This window comes from Allobosea sp. 10L417 (assembly GCF_056395485.1).
The window spans coordinates 104,137-121,580 of the sequence record NZ_JBFTJP010000008.1 but is presented as its reverse complement, the minus strand read 5'-3'; the positions used below and the strand labels follow the sequence as shown (position 1 = coordinate 121,580).

The following is a 17,444-nucleotide window of genomic DNA, read 5'->3' as shown; positions in this document are numbered from 1 at the left end:
GAATCTCTGGACCAGACCGCGCTGGTCACGAGATGGCCGGTTCCAGCCCGGCCACGACGGCAGGGTTCAGGGCGCGTCGGCGGCGAGGCGCGGGCTCGCACCGGCCGTGCTCTCGTCCTTGAGCGCGACGCCCGAGAGACCCCGCGACAGCGAAGCCTCGATCAACCAGGCGGCCCGGCCGGCGGCTTCGATCGGCGATAGGCCGGCGCCGTGGATGTTCGAGACACAGTTGCGTTCGCCGTCGTTGCGGCCAGGATGGGGGGCGTAGGTGACGTAGAGCCCCAGGCTGTCGGGGCAGGAGAGGCCCGGTCGCTCCCCGATCAGCAGCAGCGTCAGCCTGGCGCCAAGGAGCTCGCCGATCTCGTCGCCAACGACCACCCGGCCCTGCGAGACCATGATGGCCGGCGACAGCGACCAGCTGCTGCGTTCCGCCAGCGGGAGGAAAGCCGCGATGAAGGGCGCAGCATGAGCCTGCACAGCCCGCGCCGAAAGGCCGTCGGCGATGACGAGCGCGATATCGCAGCCGGCAAGGCCGCTGGCCGCGACCGCCGCGCGGCTTTCCGGGGCGAGACTGCGGCCAAGATCGGGCCGCAGCAGATAGGAGGCGCGCCCGGCCGCCCGGCTGGCGACCTGCAGGGAGGCAAGCCCCAGAGATGCCAGCTCGGCGGCGACCACGGCCGCATCGAGCTCGGCATGGACGGCGTCGCGAGCCCGCGCATGGGCGAGGGCGAAGCGCAGGGTTTCGTGCGTGCCGAGGCCCGAACCAGCGCGGCCGATGCCGATGCGCGCCGGCGTCAGCGCGGAAAGCCGCCGCCAGGGATCGGGCGCGCTCACGCCACCATCTCCGCCAAAGACGTGACCAGGCGCGGTGCGCCAGCCTGGGCCAGCAGCCGGCCATCCGTCCCCGTAAGGCCCTGCTCCCGGAGCCAGCGCTCGAATTCGGGTGCGCGCTTCAATCCGAGGACGTCGCGGATGTAGAGCTGGTCGTGGAAGGAGGTCGACTGATAGTTCAGCATCACGTCGTCGGCGCCGGGCACGCCCATGACATAGGTGACGCCGGCCGCACCGAGCAGCGTCAGCAGGGCGTCCATATCGTCCTGATCGGCCTCCGCATGGTTGGTGTAGCAGACGTCGCAACCCAGCGGCAGGCCGAGCAGCTTGCCGCAGAAATGGTCCTCCAGTCCGGCGCGGGTAATCTGCTTGCCGTCATAGAGATATTCCGGGCCGATGAAGCCGACGACGGTGTTGACCAACAGGGGATCGAAGGCACGGCAGACCGCATAGGCGCGCGCCTCCAGCGTCTGCTGATCGACGCCGTGATGAGCCTCCGCCGAAAGCGCCGAGCCCTGGCCGGTCTCGAAATACATGAGGTTCTGCCCGAGCGTGCCGCGCTTCAGCGAAAGCCCGGCCTCGTAGCCCTCGCGCAGCACGGAAAGGTCGATGCCGAAGGTATGATTGGCCGCTTGCGTGCCGGCGACGGACTGGAAGACGAGGTCAACCGGCGCGCCGCGCCCGATCAGTTCGATCGAGGATGTCACATGGGTCAGCACGCAGCCCTGCGTCGGGATGGCGTAGCGCTGGATGACCTCGTCGAGCAGCTTGAGCAGGTCCGAGAGCACGCCGAGATTGTCGGAAACCGGGTTGATGCCGATCACGGCATCCCCGCAGCCATAGGAGAGCCCGTCGATGATCGAGGCGGCGATGCCGCGCGGATCGTCGGCGGGGTGGTTCGGTTGCAGCCGCACGGCCATGGTCCCGGCAAGGCCGATCGTGTTGCGGAAGCGGGTCACCACCCGGCATTTGCGCGCGACTGCGATCAGGTCCTGCAGCCGCATGATCTTCGAGGCTGCCGCTGCCATTTCAGGCGTGATGCCCCGGGCGAGCCGGGCCAATGCTTCGCTTGACGCCTCGTCCGAAAGCAGCCAGTCGCGGAAGTCGCCGACCGTCAGGCTTGCAACGGGCGCGAAGGCCGCCGCGTCATGCGTGTCGAGGATCAGGCGGGTGACCTCGTCGGTCTCGTAGGGGACCAGCACTTCACTGAGGAAGGTCTTGAGCGGCAACTCGGCCAGCGCCATGCGGGCAGCGACGGCCTCTTCTGCGGAGGCAGCTGCGAGGCCGGCGAGCTGATCGCCCGAACGCAGCGGCGTGGCCTTGGCCATGAGGTCGCGCAAATCCTCGAAGACATAGCTCTGCGAGCCGATGACATGGCGATAGGGCACGGATCCTATCCTTTCCGCTGCCGCCGGCCTGGGCGGGCCGATCATGAGCGATGCAATTTCCAGCACAAATCGTGCCGTCCGGCAAAAGCCTCGTCGGCCCCCTGCGCCTGGGTGGAAATCCGGGTCTCAGCGAGCGCGCGATGCTCTTGGGGGGCAATGTTCCGTGATCGAATGCTGTGCGTTCCCAAAGAAAATCACAGTATTCATTTCTTTAGAATAATTAAAATCTGAAGATTTGCTTTGTCTCCCGGCGAATGATTGTGTTAGCGCGGGGCGATCTTCTCGATATGGACGGCTATCATGTTCGCTCTGTCCCGCCTGACGCGCCTCCTGCCTGCGGCCGCATTGGCTCTGGCGGTCTTCTCCGCTCCCTCCGCCAGCGCCGAAACGATCGAGGTCACCGATCTCGCCGGCCGCGTCGTCAGCGTCACGCGCGATCCGTCGAAGATCGTGCTGAGCGAAGGCCGCCAGCTCTATACGCTGGCGATGCTCGATCGCGAGGACCCGTTCAAGCGCGTCGTCGGCTGGGGCAACGATCTGATCGAGAATGATCCCGGCGCCTGGGCGAAATATCTCGCCAAGTTCCCGAAGGCCAAGGATGTCGCGAACATGGGCAACCCCTATGCCGCCGATGTCAGCATGGAGAAGATCGCCGCGCTCGGCACCGAGGTTTACGTCCTCGATCTCTCCAATTACTTCAAGGCGCAGGAGACCGGCCTGCTCGGGAAGCTGGAGAAGGCCGGCATCGCTACGATCTTCGTCGATTTCCGCCAGGATCCGACCCAGAACGCACTGCCGAGCGTACAGCTCCTCGGCCGCGTCCTGGGCCGCGAGAAGGAGGCGAACGCCTTCGCCGATTACTATCTGCGCCAGACCCGGAGCATCTACGCCCGAATCGGCGCGATCCCCGACAAGCAGAAGCCCATGGTCTTCGTCGAGCGGGCTGCCGGCCTCCTGCCCTGCTGCGCCACTTTCGGCCCCTTCAATTTCGGCCGCTATATTGAGGAGGCCGGCGGCCGCAACTGGGGCAGCCAGTTCTTCTCCGCCTTCCAGGCGCAGGCCGCGCAGGAAAAGGTGCTCTCGGACAACCCCGACATCTACTTCCTGACCGGCGCCAACTGGTATGGCAGCAATCCCGGCAGCAATGCCGTCAGCCTCGGTTATGACGCGACGCCCGAGAAGGTTCAGAAGGAGATGGCGGCGCTGATGAACCGGCCCGGCTTCCAGCAGCTCAAGGCCGTGCAAGGCAAGAAAGTAATGGCCTTCTACCATCAGTTCTACGACATGCCCTATTATTTCATCGCCGAACTCGCCATGGCGAAGGAGTTCTATCCGGATCGCTTCAAGGACGTCGATCCGGAGGCCGTGTTCAAGGAATTCCACGAGAAGTTCCTGCCGATCTCCTATTCCGGCGTGTTCTGGGCCAAACTCCAGTGAGCGCGGCCAAGCGATGACGGCAGTCCTGCCCGTGACGCCGGCTGCGACCGCAGATTACCGCAAGCGCAGCACGAAGCGCCTGAAGCTCGTTCTGCTCGGTGTGCTGGCCTTGCTGCTTGCGGTAGCGCTCGATGTCTCGATCGGGCCCGGCAATCTGCCGCTTGGCGACGTCCTGCGCACGCTCGCCGACCCGCAATCGGCCTCGCCGCGATTGTCCGTCATCGTCTGGGACCTGCGCCTGCCGATCGCGCTGATGGCGCTCACCGTCGGCGCCATGCTGGGCCTGAGCGGGGCCGGCATGCAGACCATCCTCGCCAATCCGCTGGCCGATCCCTTCACGCTCGGGGTCTCCGCCGCAGCGACGGTCGGCGCCTCCGTGGCCATCGTCTTCGGCTGGAGCGTCCTGCCCGGCGCCGGCCCCTTCATCGTCACGGCCAACGCCTTTGTCTTCGCTCTCTCCGCCTCGCTCGTGCTGTTCTTCATGACGAAGCTGCGCGGCGTCAGCGCCGAGACGATGATCCTGGTCGGCATCGCCCTCCTCTTCACCTGCAACGCCATCACCGCGCTGCTGCAGTATCGTTCCAACGAAGTTCAACTCACCCAGATCGTGTTCTGGACCCTGGGCAGCCTCGCCCGCGCGAGCTGGGGCAAGGTCGGCGTGGCCGCAGTGCTGATTGCGCTGGCCCTGCCCTTCTTCCTGATGCGCGGCTGGGCACTGACTGCGCTCCGGCTCGGCGACGAGCGGGCGGAAAGCCTCGGCGTCCGCGTCGACCGGCTGCGGCTGGAGATCCTGATCGCGACCTCGCTGCTGGCGGCGGTCTCGGTGTCCTTCGTCGGTGGCATCGGCTTCATCGGCCTCGTCGGCCCGCATATCGCGCGGCTTCTGGTTGGCGAGGACCAGCGCTTCTTCCTGCCGGTCGCGACGATCGCGAGCGCGGTGCTGCTCTCGCTCGCCTCCACCGTCTCGAAGGTGATCACGCCGGGCGTGATCTATCCGATCGGCATCATCACCGCGCTGATCGGCGTGCCCTTCTTCGTCAGCCTGGTCATGTCGATCCGCAACAGGGGGGCCTGAGCCGTGGCGCTGCTAATCCGCGATCTCGATTTCCGCTATGGCGCCACGCCTGTCCTGCAAGGGCTGGGCACCGGCGAGTTGCCGCGCGGCGAACTGACCGCCTTGGTCGGTCCGAACGGCTCGGGCAAGTCTACCCTGTTCCGCTGCGCGGCTGGCCTGCTTGCCCCGCAGGCAGGCATGGTGAAGCTCGACGATCGCGACCTTGCGATGCTTCCGGCGCGGGAACGCGCGCGCAAGGTCTTCTATCTCGCCCAGGACACCGACGCGCGCGTGGCGCTCTCGGTCTTCGACATCATCCTGCTCGCCCGCAAGAGCCTGCATCGCGGTTTCGCGCTCGCGGCCTCTTCCGAGGATATACGCGCCGTCGAGGCGGTGATCGCGGAGCTAGGCCTCGCTCCCTTCGCCTCGCGTGACATCGCCACGCTCTCGGGCGGCCAGCGCCAGCTCGCCGCCATCGGCCAGGCGCTGGTGCGCGAGCCCGACGTGCTCCTGCTCGACGAGCCGACGTGCGCCGCCAGCTCGACGTAATGGCGACGATCCGCGAGGCCACGCGCCGGCGCGGCATCGTTACCGTCGTGGCGATCCACGATCTTTCGCTCGCGGCGCGCTTCGCCGATCGTGTCCTCGTGATGAACGGCGGACGCATCGCCCAGGCGGGCGCACCGGCCGAAGTGCTTGCGCATCCGGCCGTCTCCGAGACATATGCGGTCGGCGTGCATCTGGAGCATTCCAGCCGAGGCACGCTTCTGGTCGAGCCCTATATCCAGGTTCATTGAGCCATGTCCGCTTCCGCTCCGCACGACAATTTCACACTGAAGGAAGAGATCCGGGCCTATTGGTCGGCGCGGGCCGAGAGCTTCGATCTTTCCTTCGGCCATGCGATCAAATCCGACCGGGAGTTGCAGGCCTTCCAGCGCCTGATCCGCGATTCCTTCGGCCCCGCACCGCTCGACGTGCTGGATCTCGCCTGCGGCACCGGCGAGATCACCCGTGCGCTGCTTTCGCTGAACCACCGTGTCACCGCGCTCGACTTCTCCGAGGCCATGCTGGAGCGCGCCCGCGCCAAGCATGGCAAGGCGGCGCGTTTCCGGCTCGGCGATGCCGAGCACTTGCTCGACGACGACGCCAGCTATGATGCGGCGATCACCCGCCATCTCGTCTGGACGCTGACCGATCCGGAGGCGGCTCTTGGAGAATGGTTCCGGGTTTTGCGGCCCGGCGGGCGGCTGCTCGTCATCGACGGCGACTGGGTCAATCGCACGCGCTGGCAGGCCCTGGTCAACCGTTTCGGCAATTGGTTGCGCGACAGGCGCGGAGCGCCCGTCCACCAGATCGACGCGGACACCCATGCCTCGATCACCAAGCGCTTCTATTTCAAGGACGGCCTCAGCCGGCAGCGTCTCGAGGAGATGCTGAAGGCCGCGGGCTTCGTCGATATCGTCCCGGCCGACTATATCCAGGTCGTTCGCGAGCAGCAGCGAGCTGCTCCGCTGCACGACGCGATCCGGCTGGCATCCTCGACCCGCTTCGCCCTGCTCGCACGGAAGCCTTCGGCATGACCGCAAAGCCCGACTGGGACGCCGCACAATATCTGCGCTTCGAGGATGAGCGTACGCGCCCGTCGATCGATCTTCTCGCCCGGGTCCCGCTCGGCGATCCCAAGCGCTGCATCGATCTCGGCTGCGGCCCCGGCAACAGCACCGAACTGGTCGCGCAGCGGTTTGCGGGTGCCGCGACCGAGGGGCTCGATTCCTCGCCGGACATGCTGGAGAAGGCACGCAAACGCCTGCCGAACCTGTCCTTCGTGCTGGGCGACGTGAACTCATGGTCGGATGCGGCGGGCTACGACCTGATCTTCGCCAATGCCGTGCTGCAATGGCTGCCCGACCATGAAGGCCTGTTTCCGCGGCTGGCAGGTTCGCTCAAGCCGGGCGGCTGCCTCGCCGTGCAGATGCCGAACAATCTCGCTGAGCCCTCGCATGTCGCGATGCGCGAGGTCGCGGCGCAAGGGCCTTGGGCAGTGCGGCTGGCCACCGCCAAGGCGGAGCGCTCGGCAATCGGTTCCTTCGGCGATTACCGCCGCTGGCTGATGGCCGCAGGCTGCCGGGTCGACATCTGGCAGACGACCTATGTGCATGCGCTCGCCGGCGTCGAAGCCATCGCCGAATGGTTCAAGAGCACGGGCTCAAGCCCTATCTCGACCGTTTGACGGCTGAGGAGCGGGAGGTCTTCCTCACGCGCTATCTCGCGCGCATTGCGCCGGCCTATCCGCCCGAACAGGACGGCAAGGTGCTGCTGCGCTTCCCGCGCCTGTTCATCGTCGCGGTTCGCGAGGGCTGACGCTGCCGGCGCCGGGCACGCGGCCTAGAGATAGGGCGGCGTGCAGGCGCTGACGACGATGCAGCGCTCCGTGCCGATATTGCGGTAGCGATGCGGGATGCGGCTGTCGAAGAGATAGGCGTCTCCCGGCTTGAGCACCTTGACCTGGTCGCCGACGGTGATCTCGAGCTCTCCGGCGAGCACGACGCCGCCTTCATGCGAATCGTGCTTGAGCATCGCGATGCCGGTATCGGCGCCGGGCTCGTAGGATTCGTGCAGGATCTGCAGGTTGTGCGCCTGCGCATCGCCGACCTGGCGGAAGGACATCTGCCCCCGGCTTTCGCCGCCATTGACCTGATGCAGCCGCGAGGTGAGGTCGAGCAGGTCCGGCGCCTCGAAGAAGACCTTGTCCTTCGGCGCCCGGGCTTCGTCAAAAAAATTCACCATGCTCATCGGGATGCCGTCGAGAATCTTGCGCAGCGACGCCACCGACGGGCTGTTCCGATTCTGCTCGATCAGCGAGATCAGGCTGTGTGTCACGCCCGAGCGCGCCGCAAGTTCGCGCTGGGAAAGCCCGGCTGCGAGCCTTATTTCCTTCAGCCTTCCGCCGACATCAAAGCTCATCGCTGTTCAGCCTCCCCGTTTTGCGCGCCTTGTCGTTTCTGCGCGTCATGCAGGGCGCGCCCGCTCGACGGCCCTTGCCATGCTCAATATTCTGAGCAATGCTGACGGAAAGCCAATAAGAAAATAGTGTCATGGGGAACCGGCGGAGTGGAATAGTTTTCGCGTTTAGAGCAGGCCGTCCAGACTAAATTCTTGATCCTGTCCGGTAGGACCGCGTGGAAGCGATGTTTCGTTCCCATGTGACGGTAGCTGCTTGCCGAATACTAGTCGCGTGCCAAGACCCCTGGCGAGAATTCAACAGGGAAAACAGGGTAAACAGGGTCGATGACGCAGGCCGAGACCGTTTTGTTGAATGGCCGCATCTTCTGCGGCTTGGCGGAAGGCTTCGTGGAAGCGCTGGCCATCGCGGGCGACAAGGTGCTCGCAGCCGGATCGGCTGCTGAGATTGCCGCTCTGCAGGGCGCGGGAACGAAGGTCGTCGATCTCGCCGGTCGCGTCGCCATTCCCGGCCTCAACGACGCGCATATGCATCTGCTGCCGCTTGGCCTCGCCATGGGCGAGGTCAATCTGCGCCCTGAGGAAGGCGTCAACAGCATCGACGAAATCCTGCGTCGCATCGCTGCCGCGGTGAAAGGCAAGAAGCCCGGCGAATGGGTCACCGGCCGCGGCTACGACCATAACGAACTCGCCGAGGGGCGCCATCCCACGGCCGAGGAGCTGGATCGCATAGCGCCGGACAATCCCGTCTACATCAAGCGCACCTGCGGCCATGTCGGCGTCGTCAACGGCCGGGCCATGGCGGCCGCGGGCATCGGCCACAATACTCCCAGCCCGGCTGGCGGCCTGATCGAGCGGCGCGACAACAAGCTGACCGGCCTGCTGGCCGAGAGCGCCATGCGGCTGATCGTCGAGGCCATGCCGCAGCCGAGCATTGCCGAGCTGAAGGCAGCGATCGAGAAGGCCGGCCACTACATGCTCGCGCAGGGCTTCACCAGCGTGATGGATGCCGGTGTCGGCATGGGCGCGGGCATGGCCGAGATCGAGGCCTATGAGGAGGTCGCGCGCGCCGGCACGTTGCCGGTCCGCACCTGGGTCTGCATCTACGGCAATGCCGATGGCATCGGCGACGAGGCGCATGCGGCCGGCTATCGCTTCGGCCGCGAGACGGGCCTGCTGCGCTACGGCGCGATGAAGGTCTTCGGCGACGGTAGTGCCGGCGGTCTGACCGCCGCGATGAGCGAGCCCTACTTGGTCGGCGACCCCGACAATCGCGGCATCTTCATCTATTCCGACGCCGATATGCACGGCTATCTCGCGCATTATCACAAGCTCGGCTACCAGCTCGCTATCCACGCCATCGGCGACGCCGCGATCGAGCAGGTGCTCTCCGGTATCGAGAAGGCGGACAGCCCCGAGTACCCGATCCGCGGGCGCCGCCACCGCATCGAGCATTGCGGCTTCCTGACCGACGGCCAGCTCGCGCGCATGGCGGCGGCCGGCATTGACCCCGTGCCGCAGCCGGCCTTCATCTACGAGTTCGGCGATCTCTACGTGATCAATCTCGGCGAGCAGCGCGCCGGTGCCTCCTATCCGATGCGCAAATGGCTTGATGCCGGGCTTCACGCCGCGGCGAGCTCGGATGCGCCGGTCTGCGCCACCGATCCGTTCAAGAACCTCTTCACCATGGTCACCCGCCAGACCAAGCGCCACACGGTGATAGGCGGCGCCGAGCGATTGAGCATGGAGGAGGCGGTCCACGCCTATACGCTTCTCGGCGCGTACACCCAGTTCGCCGAGGACAAGCTCGGCCGGCTCGTTCCCGGCCAGCTCGCTGACGTCGCCGTGCTCTCGCACGACATCTTCTCGGTTCCGGTCGAAGCGGTCGAGAACGAGGTGCGTTGCGACCTGACGCTGCTCGGCGGCGAGGTCGTTTTCGACCGTCACGGTCAGCTTGCCGCTGCCGCGCAATAGGCCGGGGACCACTTCATGCTCCGACATACGCTGCAAAGGCTGCTGCTGGTCCTCCCGGTCCTGCTCGGCGTGCTGCTGATCGGCTTCCTGCTGATGCAGGTGGTGCCGACCGACCCGGCGCAGGTCCGCGCCGGCCCGACCGCGACGCAGGACGTCGTCGAGGCCATCCGTCAGGAGCTGGGGCTCAATCAGCCCCTCTGGAAGCAGTTCCTGATCTATATCGGGCGCCTTGCGCAGGGCGATCTCGGCGTCTCCATCATCAACAACGTCCCGGTCGTGCAGGAGCTTGGCAATACCATCGGCCCGACGCTCGAGCTGATGTTCGCATCGCTGGTCTGGGCGATCCCGCTCGGCATGCTGCTGGGCACGCTCGGCGCCTATTTCCGCGGCTCGCTGCTCGATCGCGCGATCATGGCGGTTTCGGTCGCGGGCGTCTCGCTGCCGGTCTTCTTTCTGGGGCTCGGCCTGATCTGGCTCTTCGGCTTCAAATACCCGATCCTGCCCTTCACCGGCCGCGTCGGCCCGCTCTGGACCTGGGAAGGGTTGCAGGGCGTCATCCTGCCGGCGCTCACACTGGGCGGCGTCTTCGTCGGCCCGGTCGCACGTATGACCCGTACCTCGGTTCTCGACGAACTCGGCGCCGACCATGTTCGCACCGCCCGCGCCAAGGGGCTGGCTGAGTGGGTTGTGCTGATCAGGCACACGCTGCGCAATGCGCTGGTGCCGGTCGTCACGCTGATCGGCCTGCAGATTGGCTTCCTGCTCGGCGGCGCAGTGGTGACCGAGACCGTGTTCAGCTGGCCGGGCATCGGCCGGCTCGCGGTCGGTGCCATCCTGTCGAGCGACCTGCCGATGGCGCAGGGCACGATCATCGTGTTGTCGCTGGGCTTCATCCTGGTCAATCTCGCGGTGGACGTCCTCTATGCCGTGCTCGACCCACGTGTGAGGGGCGCCTGATGAGTTCCGTCACCAGCCCGCTCCAGCCCGGCACCAGCGCGGTGGAAGCCGCCGTGAGTGTGGCCGCCGCCACGCCTGTCCGCCGGAAGACGGTGCTCAGGATGCTGCTCTCCGATGTCGGCGCCTGCATCGCGCTCGCCCTAGTCGTGCTCGCGATCCTCGGCGCGGTGTTCGCGCCCTGGCTCGCCCCGACCGATCCCTACGGCAACGACCTCGCCAACACGCTGAAGCCGCCGGGCGAGATGGGCCTGCTCGGCACGGACGGGCAGGGCCGCGACATGATCACCCGCCTGCTCTTCGGCCTCAGGACGACGCTGCTCATGGGTAGCGCCTCGGTGATCTTCGGCTGCCTGATCGGTGGCGTCATCGGCTTCGCCGCGGCCTATTATCCCAAGCTCTCGGGCGTCCTGATGCGCCTGATGGATGTGCTGCTCTCCTTCCCGGCCATCCTTTTCGGCCTCGCCATCGCCGCTATCTTCGGGCCCGGGCTGACGGCGGTCATCATCGCGCTCTCGATCGCGACCGTGCCGCTGATGGCGCGCGTCGTGCGCGGCTCGGCGCTGGTGGTGCTGCAGCAGGGCTATATCGAGGCGGCCCGCTCGCTCGGCCTCAGCGATCTCCGCATCATCCTGCGCTATGTCCTGCCGAACTGCCTCTCGGCGATGTTCGTCTTCGTCACCTTGCGCTTCGGCCAGGTCATTCTGCTCGGCGCGGCGCTCTCCTTCCTTGGACTGGGCGCCCAGCCTCCGACAGCCGAGCTTGGCGCGATGGCCGCCGACGGCCGCAACTTTCTGTTCTTCGCGCCGCATGTCTCGGTGCTGCCGAGTCTCGCGATCTTCGCGGTCGTCCTCGCCTTCAACGTGCTCGGCGATGCGCTGAGGGACGCTCTCGATCCGAAGCTGCGCAAGTAAGCCGCTCATTCCAGTCAAGAAACGTCAAAAGGGGACCAGACCGATGATGAAACGATCCACCTTGCTTCTGGCCGGTGCTGCTGCCGCGACCTTGGCCGCCATGCCGGCCCTGGCGCAGCAGAAGGCGCCGCTCTCGATCCTGCGCGTGATCGACGCCGACAACTACGATCCGATCCGCACCACCGCCACGGCCGCCGCCGAGGTGCTCTACATGATGGCGGATACGCTCGTGACGGTCGACTTCGACATGAAGACGATCAAGCCCGGCCTCGCCAACAGCTGGACGGTTTCGCCGGACGGCATGACCTACACCTTCAAGCTGCGCAACGACGTCAAGTTCTGCGACGGCCGGCCGATGACGATCGACGATGTCGTCTATTCGCTGAAGCGCTGGACCGACCCGGCCAACAAGTCGCCCGTCTCCTTCCGTGGCGGACCGGTCAAGGATATCCGCGCCGAGGGCGATTCCACGCTGATCTACGAGCTGAAGGAGCCCTATAGCGACCTGCTGTTCCAGATGGCGCTGTCCTTCGCCTCGGTCGTCGACAAGAACACGGTCGAGAAGCTCGGCCCGAACTTCGGCGTGCAGGGCTTCAACGGAACCGGCCCCTATTGCTGGTCGAAATGGACCCCGCGCCAGGAGCTGGTGCTCAAGAAAAACCCGCACTACAGCTGGGGCCCGCCGATCTACAAGGACCCGAAGCCGCAGATCGACGAAATCGTCTGGAAGGTCATTCCCGAGTCGAACACGCTGATGGCCGCGATCCAGGCCAAGCAGGCCGACGTGACCTATTACATGCCCTATATCGCGCTCGACACGATGCAGCGCATCCCGGGCATGACGGTGCAGCGGCAGGAAAACTACATCTACGACATCTTCATGGGCTTCAAGGTCGACAAGCCCGTTTCGAAGGACGCGGCGATCCGCGAAGCGGTCAACATGGCCGTCGACAAGCAGGCCATCGCCAAGGCGATCTTCTTCGGCAAGGGCACCGCGCTGCCTTCGCTGCTCAACCCGGCCGTGCTCGACTACGACAAGGATTCGGCCGGCAAGATGCCCAAGCATGACGCCGCCCGCGCCATCAAGGTGCTGGAAGCGGCTGGCTGGAAGCCGGGCGCCGACGGCATCCGCGAGAAGGACGGCCAGAAGGCAACCTTCATCGTCTACGGCATCCGCAACGACGTGAATCCGCGCATCTCCGAGGCGATGCAGGCCGATCTGCGCAAGGTCGGCATCGACCTGAAGATCCAGCTTTGGGACGCCACCGTCGCCTGGGGCAAGCTCGCGACGCAGGAGTTCGATGCCTTCTACATGTCCTACCCCTATGTGACGGCCACCGAGGCGCTGAACCTCTACTTCGCCAGCCGGCAGGCACCGACGCCGAACCGGATGAACTGGAAGGACGCGAAGACCGACGAGCTGCTCAAGGCGGCGGCGACCGCCGTCGATGCGGACAAGCGCAAGCAGGCGATCGGCGCCGTGCAGAACCAGCTCACCGAGGCGAATGTCTGGGTGCCGCTGGCGTCGCAGCCGCTCTGGGTGGTCGCGGGTGACCGGGTCGAGGGCGTGCGCGCCCACGGCATCTACGGCGCCGGCCTCTACAAGGGGCTGGATATCAAGCTGAAGCGCTAGCTTCCTCAGCGCCGCGTGGCCCCGGTCGCGCGGCGCTTTTTCGACGTCTGGCTGGAGAAGCATTTTCGAGCGAAGTGGCTACCGGTTCGCGTGAAGAAAATGCGTCAAAACAAAGGGATAGAGAATTTCAACGCTTCGAAGCGGCGCGGGAATGCTCTGAGGAGGGAACATCATGACGATCACGGTCATCAAGAACGCCGACGTCGTTGTCGCCTGGGATGCGGAAGCCGCCCGGCATGTCTATCTGCGCGGAGCCGATGTCGCCTTCGAGGATGGCACGCTGCGCTATGTCGGCGCCCGCTATGAGGGGCAGGCCGACGAGACCGTCGACGGCCACGGGCGCATGGTCATGCCCGGCCTCGTCAACATTCATTCGCACCCCTCGAGCGAGGCGCTCAACAAGGGCTTCCTCGACGAGCTCGGCTCGCCCGCGCTCTACAATTCCTCGCTCTACGAGTTCATGCCGATCCTGCGGCCCGATGCCGAGGCGGTGCCGGACTGCGTGCAGGTCGCCTATTCCGAACTGTTGCTCTCCGGCGTTACCACGCTCGCCGATCTCTCGGTCGCCCATCCCGGCTGGCTCGATCTGGCCGCCGATAGCGGCCTGCGCGTCTGCGTCTCGCCGATGTTCCGCTCGGCACGCTGGTACACCAAGAACGGCCATGTCGTGGAATACGAATGGGACGAGAAGGCCGGTGCCGCTGCCATGGCGACCGCCTTCGACGTCATCGAGCAGGCGCAGAAGCACCCGTCCGGCCGGCTCTTCGGCATGGTCTGCCCCGCCCAGATCGACACCTGCAGCGAGGGCCTGATCAAGGACAGCTACGCCGAAGCCAGGCGTCGCGGCCTGCCCTGGCAGATCCACGCCGCCCAGTCGACGGTCGAGTTCCACGAGATCACCCGCCGCCATGGCGTGACGCCGATCCAGTGGCTGGAGAAGCTCGGCGTCCTCGGCGAGACCAGCATCGTCGGCCACGGCATCTTCCTCGACGATTATCCGCGCCTCGGCTGGCACAGCCGCCGCGACCTCGCGCTGCTCGCCGAGACCGACACCATGGTCGCCCATTGCCCGACGGTCTTCATGCGTCGCGGCATCGCGCTCGATGATTTCGGGCGTTATCGCCGCGCCGGCGTCCGGATCGGCCTGGGCACCGACACCTATCCGCATAACATGCTCGAGGAGATGCGCCATGTCGGCTATGTCGCCCGGCTGATGGCGGAGAACCCGCGTACGCTCACCACCACCGACATCTTCGAGGCCGCGACCACGGCCGGCGCTGCCGCGCTCGGCCGCGACGACATCGGGCGGCTTGAAGCCGGCTGCAAGGCCGACCTCGTCATGGTCGATCTCAGGCACCCGATGATGCAGCCGCACCGCGACCCCGTTCGCAGCATGGTCTATGCCGCTGCCGAGCGCGCGGTCGACCGCGTCTATGTCGACGGGAAGCTCGTCGTGCGCGACGGCACCGTCCTGACCATGGACTATCCCGCGGCGGCTTTGCGCCTCCACGAAGCTCAGAAGCGGACGGAAGCTGCGGCACCGGGCAATGACTGGATCAAGCGTCCGGTCACCGACTATTCGCCGCTGACCTTCCCCGTGAAGTAAGCCGGCGGCAGAGCCCGGGCCGCGTCGTCGTGCGGCGGCCAGCCCGGGCTGTGCCTTGCGCATGGCCGCATCGCCGCATTGTGAGCCCCTGCGTCACGCCGCCCGCTTTCGGGCGGCGCCGGCTGGCGATAGGGTGGCGGAATGGTGCAGGTGGATCCGACAGCGCAAGCCGGGGCGGGCTCTTCGAGCCGCAACGGGCTTCTGTTGCTTGGCGGCGGCTTCTTCGGGCTGTTGCTGGCGGGCCTGCTGCTGTGGTGGCGCGAGGGGGACCGGCTCTTCACCGACGGGCTCATCGCCGCCATCGTCGCGTGTTTCTAGCGGCTTGTAGTCCGCTCTTCCGGGAAGCTCTTCGTGAACCGCCGTATCGTCCTTCCTCTCGTCGTGTTCCTTGCCGGCGCGCTCGCGCTGGCCGCGGCTGCGATCCTGACCTTCGCGCCTGGTCGCCAGGGCGGAGGGAGCGGCACCGCGAGCGTCGGCGGCCCCTTCACGCTGACGACGCAGGACGGAACGCCGCTTTCGGACACGGATCTGAAGGGTTCGCCGTTCCTGGTCTTCTTCGGCTTCACCCATTGCCCGGATGTCTGCCCGACCAAGCTCTTCGAGATATCCGAGGCGCTGCGGGCCGCTGGCGAGAGCGACAAGGCGAAGAGGCTCAAGGCGCTGTTCATCACCGTCGACCCGGAGCGCGACACGCCGGAAACCATGAAGAGCTATCTCGGCTCCTTCGATTCCCGCATCATTGGCCTGAGTGGCGACCGGCCGGCGATCGACGCCGTGGTCAAGGCCTACCGCGCCTACGCCAAGAAGGTGCCGCTGAAGGATGGCGACTACACGATGGACCACACCGCACTGGTCTATCTGATGGGCAAGGACGGCAGCTTCATCGGCGCGTTCAATATCGAGCAGACTCCGGCACAGGCTGCAGCGGAATGGCTGCGTCACTCGTAGCCGGCGCCTCGACGGGCGCGCGCCGGCGCGCCAGCCCGTGCTCGGTTTTGTTCCAGACGAAGCGGCGATTGAAGTACTCGTAGAGCGCCATCCAGGCGGCGACCGAGACCAAAGCGTAATAGAGCGGCAGCAGCGGCAGCAGCAGGAGCAGGCCGGGTGAGCCCCTGCGCAGCGCGCCGACCGCCGGGGGCGCGAAAAGTGCGACGCTTCCGAGAAGCCAGACGCAGAGGGCAATCGTCGAGGTGACGGTCGCGAACGTGCCGACCGGGGCGAACAGCGAACCATCCCAGTAGGCGAGCAGCGCGGCGAGGGCGAAGACCGGATAGCCCAGCGCTGTCGCGATCGTGCCGAAAGTCAGCGACAGGAAGGCAAAGCTCGCGCTCAAACCGGCCTCTCGCAGCAGCGCGAGCGGGTTGCGCGAATGCGTCACCAGGGTCTGCATGTAACCCTTGATCCAGCGCGAGCGTTGCTTGAGCCAGGCCAGGATCGTCAGAGGCGCCTCCTCACGCGTCGTCGAGGGCAGATCGCAGATGCGATAGCCCGCGCGTACCAGCCGCAGGCCGAGATCGGCATCTTCGGTGACGTTCCAGGCGTCCCAGCCGCCGACCTTGCGCAACACCTCGGTCCGGAAATGGTTCGAGGTGCCGCCCAGCATAATCGGCAGCTGGAACAGAAGCAGGCCGGGGTTGAGCACCTCGAAGAGCCCGGCATATTCGAGGGCGAAAAGGCCAGGGAGAGTGCCTTCCTCGGCGTGGTCGATCACGAGCCTCGCCTGCAGGCAGGCAAGTTCAGGTGGCGCGCCAAGGAAGCGTGCTGCCGCCATGCGCAACTGCTGCCGGTCCGGGATGTCCTCGGCAATCGAAGATGGTGAACAGCGAACCGCGGGCTTCGAGCAGCGCGAGATTGAGCGCCCGCGGCTTCGTGCGCGGCACGCCCGGCGGCACGACCGTCACGGTGAAGTGCGGCGGCAGCGCCATCTTTGCCAGCGCCGTGCGCATGCCCGCATCGTCGGCCTCGATCAGCAGGCGGATATCGAGCTTGGCTGGCGGATAGTCGAGGGCGCAGAGCGCATCGGTCAATTGCCGCAGAACCGCCTCCTCGCGGTACATCGGCACGGCGACCGTGTAGACCGGCAGGCGCGCATCGTCGACGCGCCACCGATGGCTTTGCCAGAGATCGGGCGTCGTGCGTTCGATCGTGGTCGCGAGGCGCAGCATGATGAGGCCGAGAAAGAGCGGGCCGAGCAGCAGGGCGAGCGCGAAGAACGTTTCGAGGGGCGCGAAGATGCCGCCGATCGCCGCCGCAGTGAGACTGATGCCCGTGGCGATCACCTGGCCGCGGCCGGCGCCGGTGCGGGCGCTGTCGCGGAGGAGCCCGGTCTCGTCGAGCCCAGCGGCATGGCGCGCCAGTTCGGCGGCATTGGAACGGCGCAAGGCCTCGGCGAAGCGGCGCGGCGTTGTCACCGCGATATCCGCGCGCCGTCGCGGGCCGCCTTCGAGCATTCGACGCAGCGCCGGCCCTTCCGGCGCGAGTACGAAGCGGAGCGAGGTCCCTTCCTCCGTGGGCGCGATGCCCTGGCGCAGGATCGCGCCATATCCGCCACCCGGCAGCAGCGACGGGGGAGTGGATCGGAATGATAGGCCCATCTCGGCCGCCAACGCACGGTAGAAACCGACTTCGTCGATCAGGCCGAGCGCCATGGCTTCGCGCGCGGGATCGGTGCGGTTGCGCATGGCGCGCTCGG

Annotated in this window: 17 protein-coding genes and 1 pseudogene; 13 read left to right on the top strand and 5 right to left on the bottom strand. The window is 66.4% G+C overall.

Going from position 1 to position 17,444, the window contains the following annotated elements; genetic code table 11:
- Nucleotides 1–66: 66 nt before the first annotated feature.
- Together eutC and AC1DE3_RS19605 are read right to left on the bottom strand one after the other, a co-directional pair.
- Nucleotides 67–834, bottom strand: coding sequence for an ethanolamine ammonia-lyase subunit EutC (gene eutC, locus AC1DE3_RS19610; RefSeq protein WP_476852679.1), 768 nt, complete (start codon nucleotides 832–834; stop codon nucleotides 67–69).
- On the bottom strand, nucleotides 831–2,219 hold the full coding sequence (locus tag AC1DE3_RS19605) for an ethanolamine ammonia-lyase subunit EutB (RefSeq protein ID WP_476852678.1): 1,389 nt from the start codon (nucleotides 2,217–2,219) through the stop codon (nucleotides 831–833). The genes eutC and AC1DE3_RS19605 overlap by 4 nt, the downstream gene beginning before the upstream one ends.
- A 300-nt stretch (nucleotides 2,220–2,519) precedes the next feature.
- Between AC1DE3_RS19605 and AC1DE3_RS19600 the strand changes: the two genes are divergently transcribed.
- The 6 genes and pseudogenes from AC1DE3_RS19600 to tam all read left to right on the top strand — a co-directional run bounded on the left by AC1DE3_RS19600 (nucleotide 2,520) and on the right by tam (nucleotide 7,071).
- Nucleotides 2,520–3,656, top strand: coding sequence for an ABC transporter substrate-binding protein (locus AC1DE3_RS19600; RefSeq protein WP_476780106.1), 1,137 nt, complete (start codon nucleotides 2,520–2,522; stop codon nucleotides 3,654–3,656).
- 13 nt (nucleotides 3,657–3,669) lie between these two features.
- The gene (locus AC1DE3_RS19595) at nucleotides 3,670–4,731 is read left to right on the top strand and encodes a FecCD family ABC transporter permease (RefSeq protein ID WP_476780105.1); all 1,062 of its coding nucleotides are present in this window, start codon (nucleotides 3,670–3,672) and stop codon (nucleotides 4,729–4,731) included.
- A 3-nt stretch (nucleotides 4,732–4,734) separates the two neighbouring features.
- A complete protein-coding gene (locus tag AC1DE3_RS19590) occupies nucleotides 4,735–5,259 on the top strand; it encodes an ABC transporter ATP-binding protein (RefSeq protein ID WP_476852677.1) in 525 nt (174 codons plus the stop codon).
- A complete protein-coding gene (locus tag AC1DE3_RS19585; RefSeq protein ID WP_476852676.1) occupies nucleotides 5,238–5,507 on the top strand; it encodes a hypothetical protein in 270 nt (89 codons plus the stop codon). The genes AC1DE3_RS19590 and AC1DE3_RS19585 overlap by 22 nt, the downstream gene beginning before the upstream one ends.
- A gap of 3 nt (nucleotides 5,508–5,510) precedes the next feature.
- Complete coding sequence (locus tag AC1DE3_RS19580; RefSeq protein WP_476780103.1) at nucleotides 5,511–6,290, top strand: class I SAM-dependent methyltransferase; 780 nt, start codon at nucleotides 5,511–5,513, stop codon at nucleotides 6,288–6,290.
- Nucleotides 6,287–7,071, top strand: a pseudogene (tam, locus tag AC1DE3_RS19575) (trans-aconitate 2-methyltransferase). Before AC1DE3_RS19580 ends, tam begins: the two are co-directional and overlap by 4 nt.
- A gap of 24 nt (nucleotides 7,072–7,095) precedes the next feature.
- Here the strand turns inward: tam and AC1DE3_RS19570 are convergent.
- On the bottom strand, nucleotides 7,096–7,674 hold the full coding sequence (locus AC1DE3_RS19570; RefSeq protein WP_441509950.1) for a cupin domain-containing protein: 579 nt from the start codon (nucleotides 7,672–7,674) through the stop codon (nucleotides 7,096–7,098).
- Between the two features lie 324 nt (nucleotides 7,675–7,998).
- Here AC1DE3_RS19570 and AC1DE3_RS19565 point away from each other — a divergent pair, with 324 nt between their 5' ends.
- From AC1DE3_RS19565 to AC1DE3_RS19535, 7 genes are all read left to right on the top strand, one after another.
- Nucleotides 7,999–9,645: an amidohydrolase gene (locus tag AC1DE3_RS19565; protein ID WP_476780102.1), complete on the top strand. Its 1,647-nt coding sequence runs from the start codon at nucleotides 7,999–8,001 to the stop codon at nucleotides 9,643–9,645.
- Nucleotides 9,646–9,660: 15 nt separating this feature from the next.
- Nucleotides 9,661–10,602, top strand: a complete 942-nt coding sequence (locus tag AC1DE3_RS19560; RefSeq protein ID WP_441509948.1) for an ABC transporter permease — start codon at nucleotides 9,661–9,663, stop codon at nucleotides 10,600–10,602.
- On the top strand, nucleotides 10,602–11,513 hold the full coding sequence (locus AC1DE3_RS19555; RefSeq protein ID WP_476780101.1) for an ABC transporter permease: 912 nt from the start codon (nucleotides 10,602–10,604) through the stop codon (nucleotides 11,511–11,513). The genes AC1DE3_RS19560 and AC1DE3_RS19555 overlap by 1 nt, the downstream gene beginning before the upstream one ends.
- Before the next feature lie 43 nt (nucleotides 11,514–11,556).
- On the top strand, nucleotides 11,557–13,146 hold the full coding sequence (locus AC1DE3_RS19550) for an ABC transporter substrate-binding protein (protein ID WP_476780100.1): 1,590 nt from the start codon (nucleotides 11,557–11,559) through the stop codon (nucleotides 13,144–13,146).
- 172 nt (nucleotides 13,147–13,318) lie between these two features.
- On the top strand, nucleotides 13,319–14,752 hold the full coding sequence (locus AC1DE3_RS19545) for an amidohydrolase family protein (RefSeq protein WP_476780099.1): 1,434 nt from the start codon (nucleotides 13,319–13,321) through the stop codon (nucleotides 14,750–14,752).
- A gap of 141 nt (nucleotides 14,753–14,893) precedes the next feature.
- Complete coding sequence (locus tag AC1DE3_RS19540) at nucleotides 14,894–15,070, top strand: hypothetical protein (RefSeq protein ID WP_476780098.1); 177 nt, start codon at nucleotides 14,894–14,896, stop codon at nucleotides 15,068–15,070.
- Nucleotides 15,071–15,103: 33 nt separating this feature from the next.
- Entirely contained in the window at nucleotides 15,104–15,700 is a 597-nt protein-coding gene (locus AC1DE3_RS19535; RefSeq protein WP_441509943.1) for an SCO family protein, read from the top strand.
- Here the strand turns inward: AC1DE3_RS19535 and AC1DE3_RS19530 are convergent.
- Nucleotides 15,645–16,523 carry a glycosyltransferase family 2 protein gene (locus AC1DE3_RS19530; protein WP_476852675.1) on the bottom strand — a complete coding sequence of 293 codons (879 nt, stop codon included), beginning with the start codon at nucleotides 16,521–16,523 and terminating at the stop codon, nucleotides 15,645–15,647. The two genes, AC1DE3_RS19535 and AC1DE3_RS19530, sit on opposite strands and share 56 nt — an antisense overlap.
- Nucleotides 16,489–17,433 (bottom strand): glycosyltransferase family protein, encoded by a 945-nt coding sequence (locus AC1DE3_RS19525; RefSeq protein WP_476852674.1) that lies wholly within the window; start codon nucleotides 17,431–17,433, stop codon nucleotides 16,489–16,491. The genes AC1DE3_RS19530 and AC1DE3_RS19525 overlap by 35 nt, the downstream gene beginning before the upstream one ends.
- Between the last annotated feature and the right edge of the window lie 11 nt (nucleotides 17,434–17,444).

Bases quoted from the DNA above. Each gene is read 5' to 3' on its own strand.
- AC1DE3_RS19565 (WP_476780102.1), top strand. From the start codon at position 7,999: ATGACGCAGGCCGAGACCGTTTTGTTGAATGGCCGCATCTTCTGCGGC.
- AC1DE3_RS19595 (WP_476780105.1), top strand. From the start codon at position 3,670: ATGACGGCAGTCCTGCCCGTGACGCCGGCTGCGACCGCAGATTACCGC.
- AC1DE3_RS19600 (WP_476780106.1), top strand. From the start codon at position 2,520: ATGTTCGCTCTGTCCCGCCTGACGCGCCTCCTGCCTGCGGCCGCATTG.
- AC1DE3_RS19525 (WP_476852674.1), bottom strand. From the start codon at position 17,433: ATGCGCAACCGCACCGATCCCGCGCGCGAAGCCATGGCGCTCGGCCTG.
- AC1DE3_RS19570 (WP_441509950.1), bottom strand. From the start codon at position 7,674: ATGAGCTTTGATGTCGGCGGAAGGCTGAAGGAAATAAGGCTCGCAGCC.
- AC1DE3_RS19530 (WP_476852675.1), bottom strand. From the start codon at position 16,523: ATGGCGGCAGCACGCTTCCTTGGCGCGCCACCTGAACTTGCCTGCCTG.
- AC1DE3_RS19555 (WP_476780101.1), top strand. From the start codon at position 10,602: ATGAGTTCCGTCACCAGCCCGCTCCAGCCCGGCACCAGCGCGGTGGAA.
- AC1DE3_RS19545 (WP_476780099.1), top strand. From the start codon at position 13,319: ATGACGATCACGGTCATCAAGAACGCCGACGTCGTTGTCGCCTGGGAT.
- AC1DE3_RS19560 (WP_441509948.1), top strand. From the start codon at position 9,661: ATGCTCCGACATACGCTGCAAAGGCTGCTGCTGGTCCTCCCGGTCCTG.
- AC1DE3_RS19540 (WP_476780098.1), top strand. From the start codon at position 14,894: ATGGTGCAGGTGGATCCGACAGCGCAAGCCGGGGCGGGCTCTTCGAGC.
- AC1DE3_RS19580 (WP_476780103.1), top strand. From the start codon at position 5,511: ATGTCCGCTTCCGCTCCGCACGACAATTTCACACTGAAGGAAGAGATC.
- AC1DE3_RS19550 (WP_476780100.1), top strand. From the start codon at position 11,557: ATGATGAAACGATCCACCTTGCTTCTGGCCGGTGCTGCTGCCGCGACC.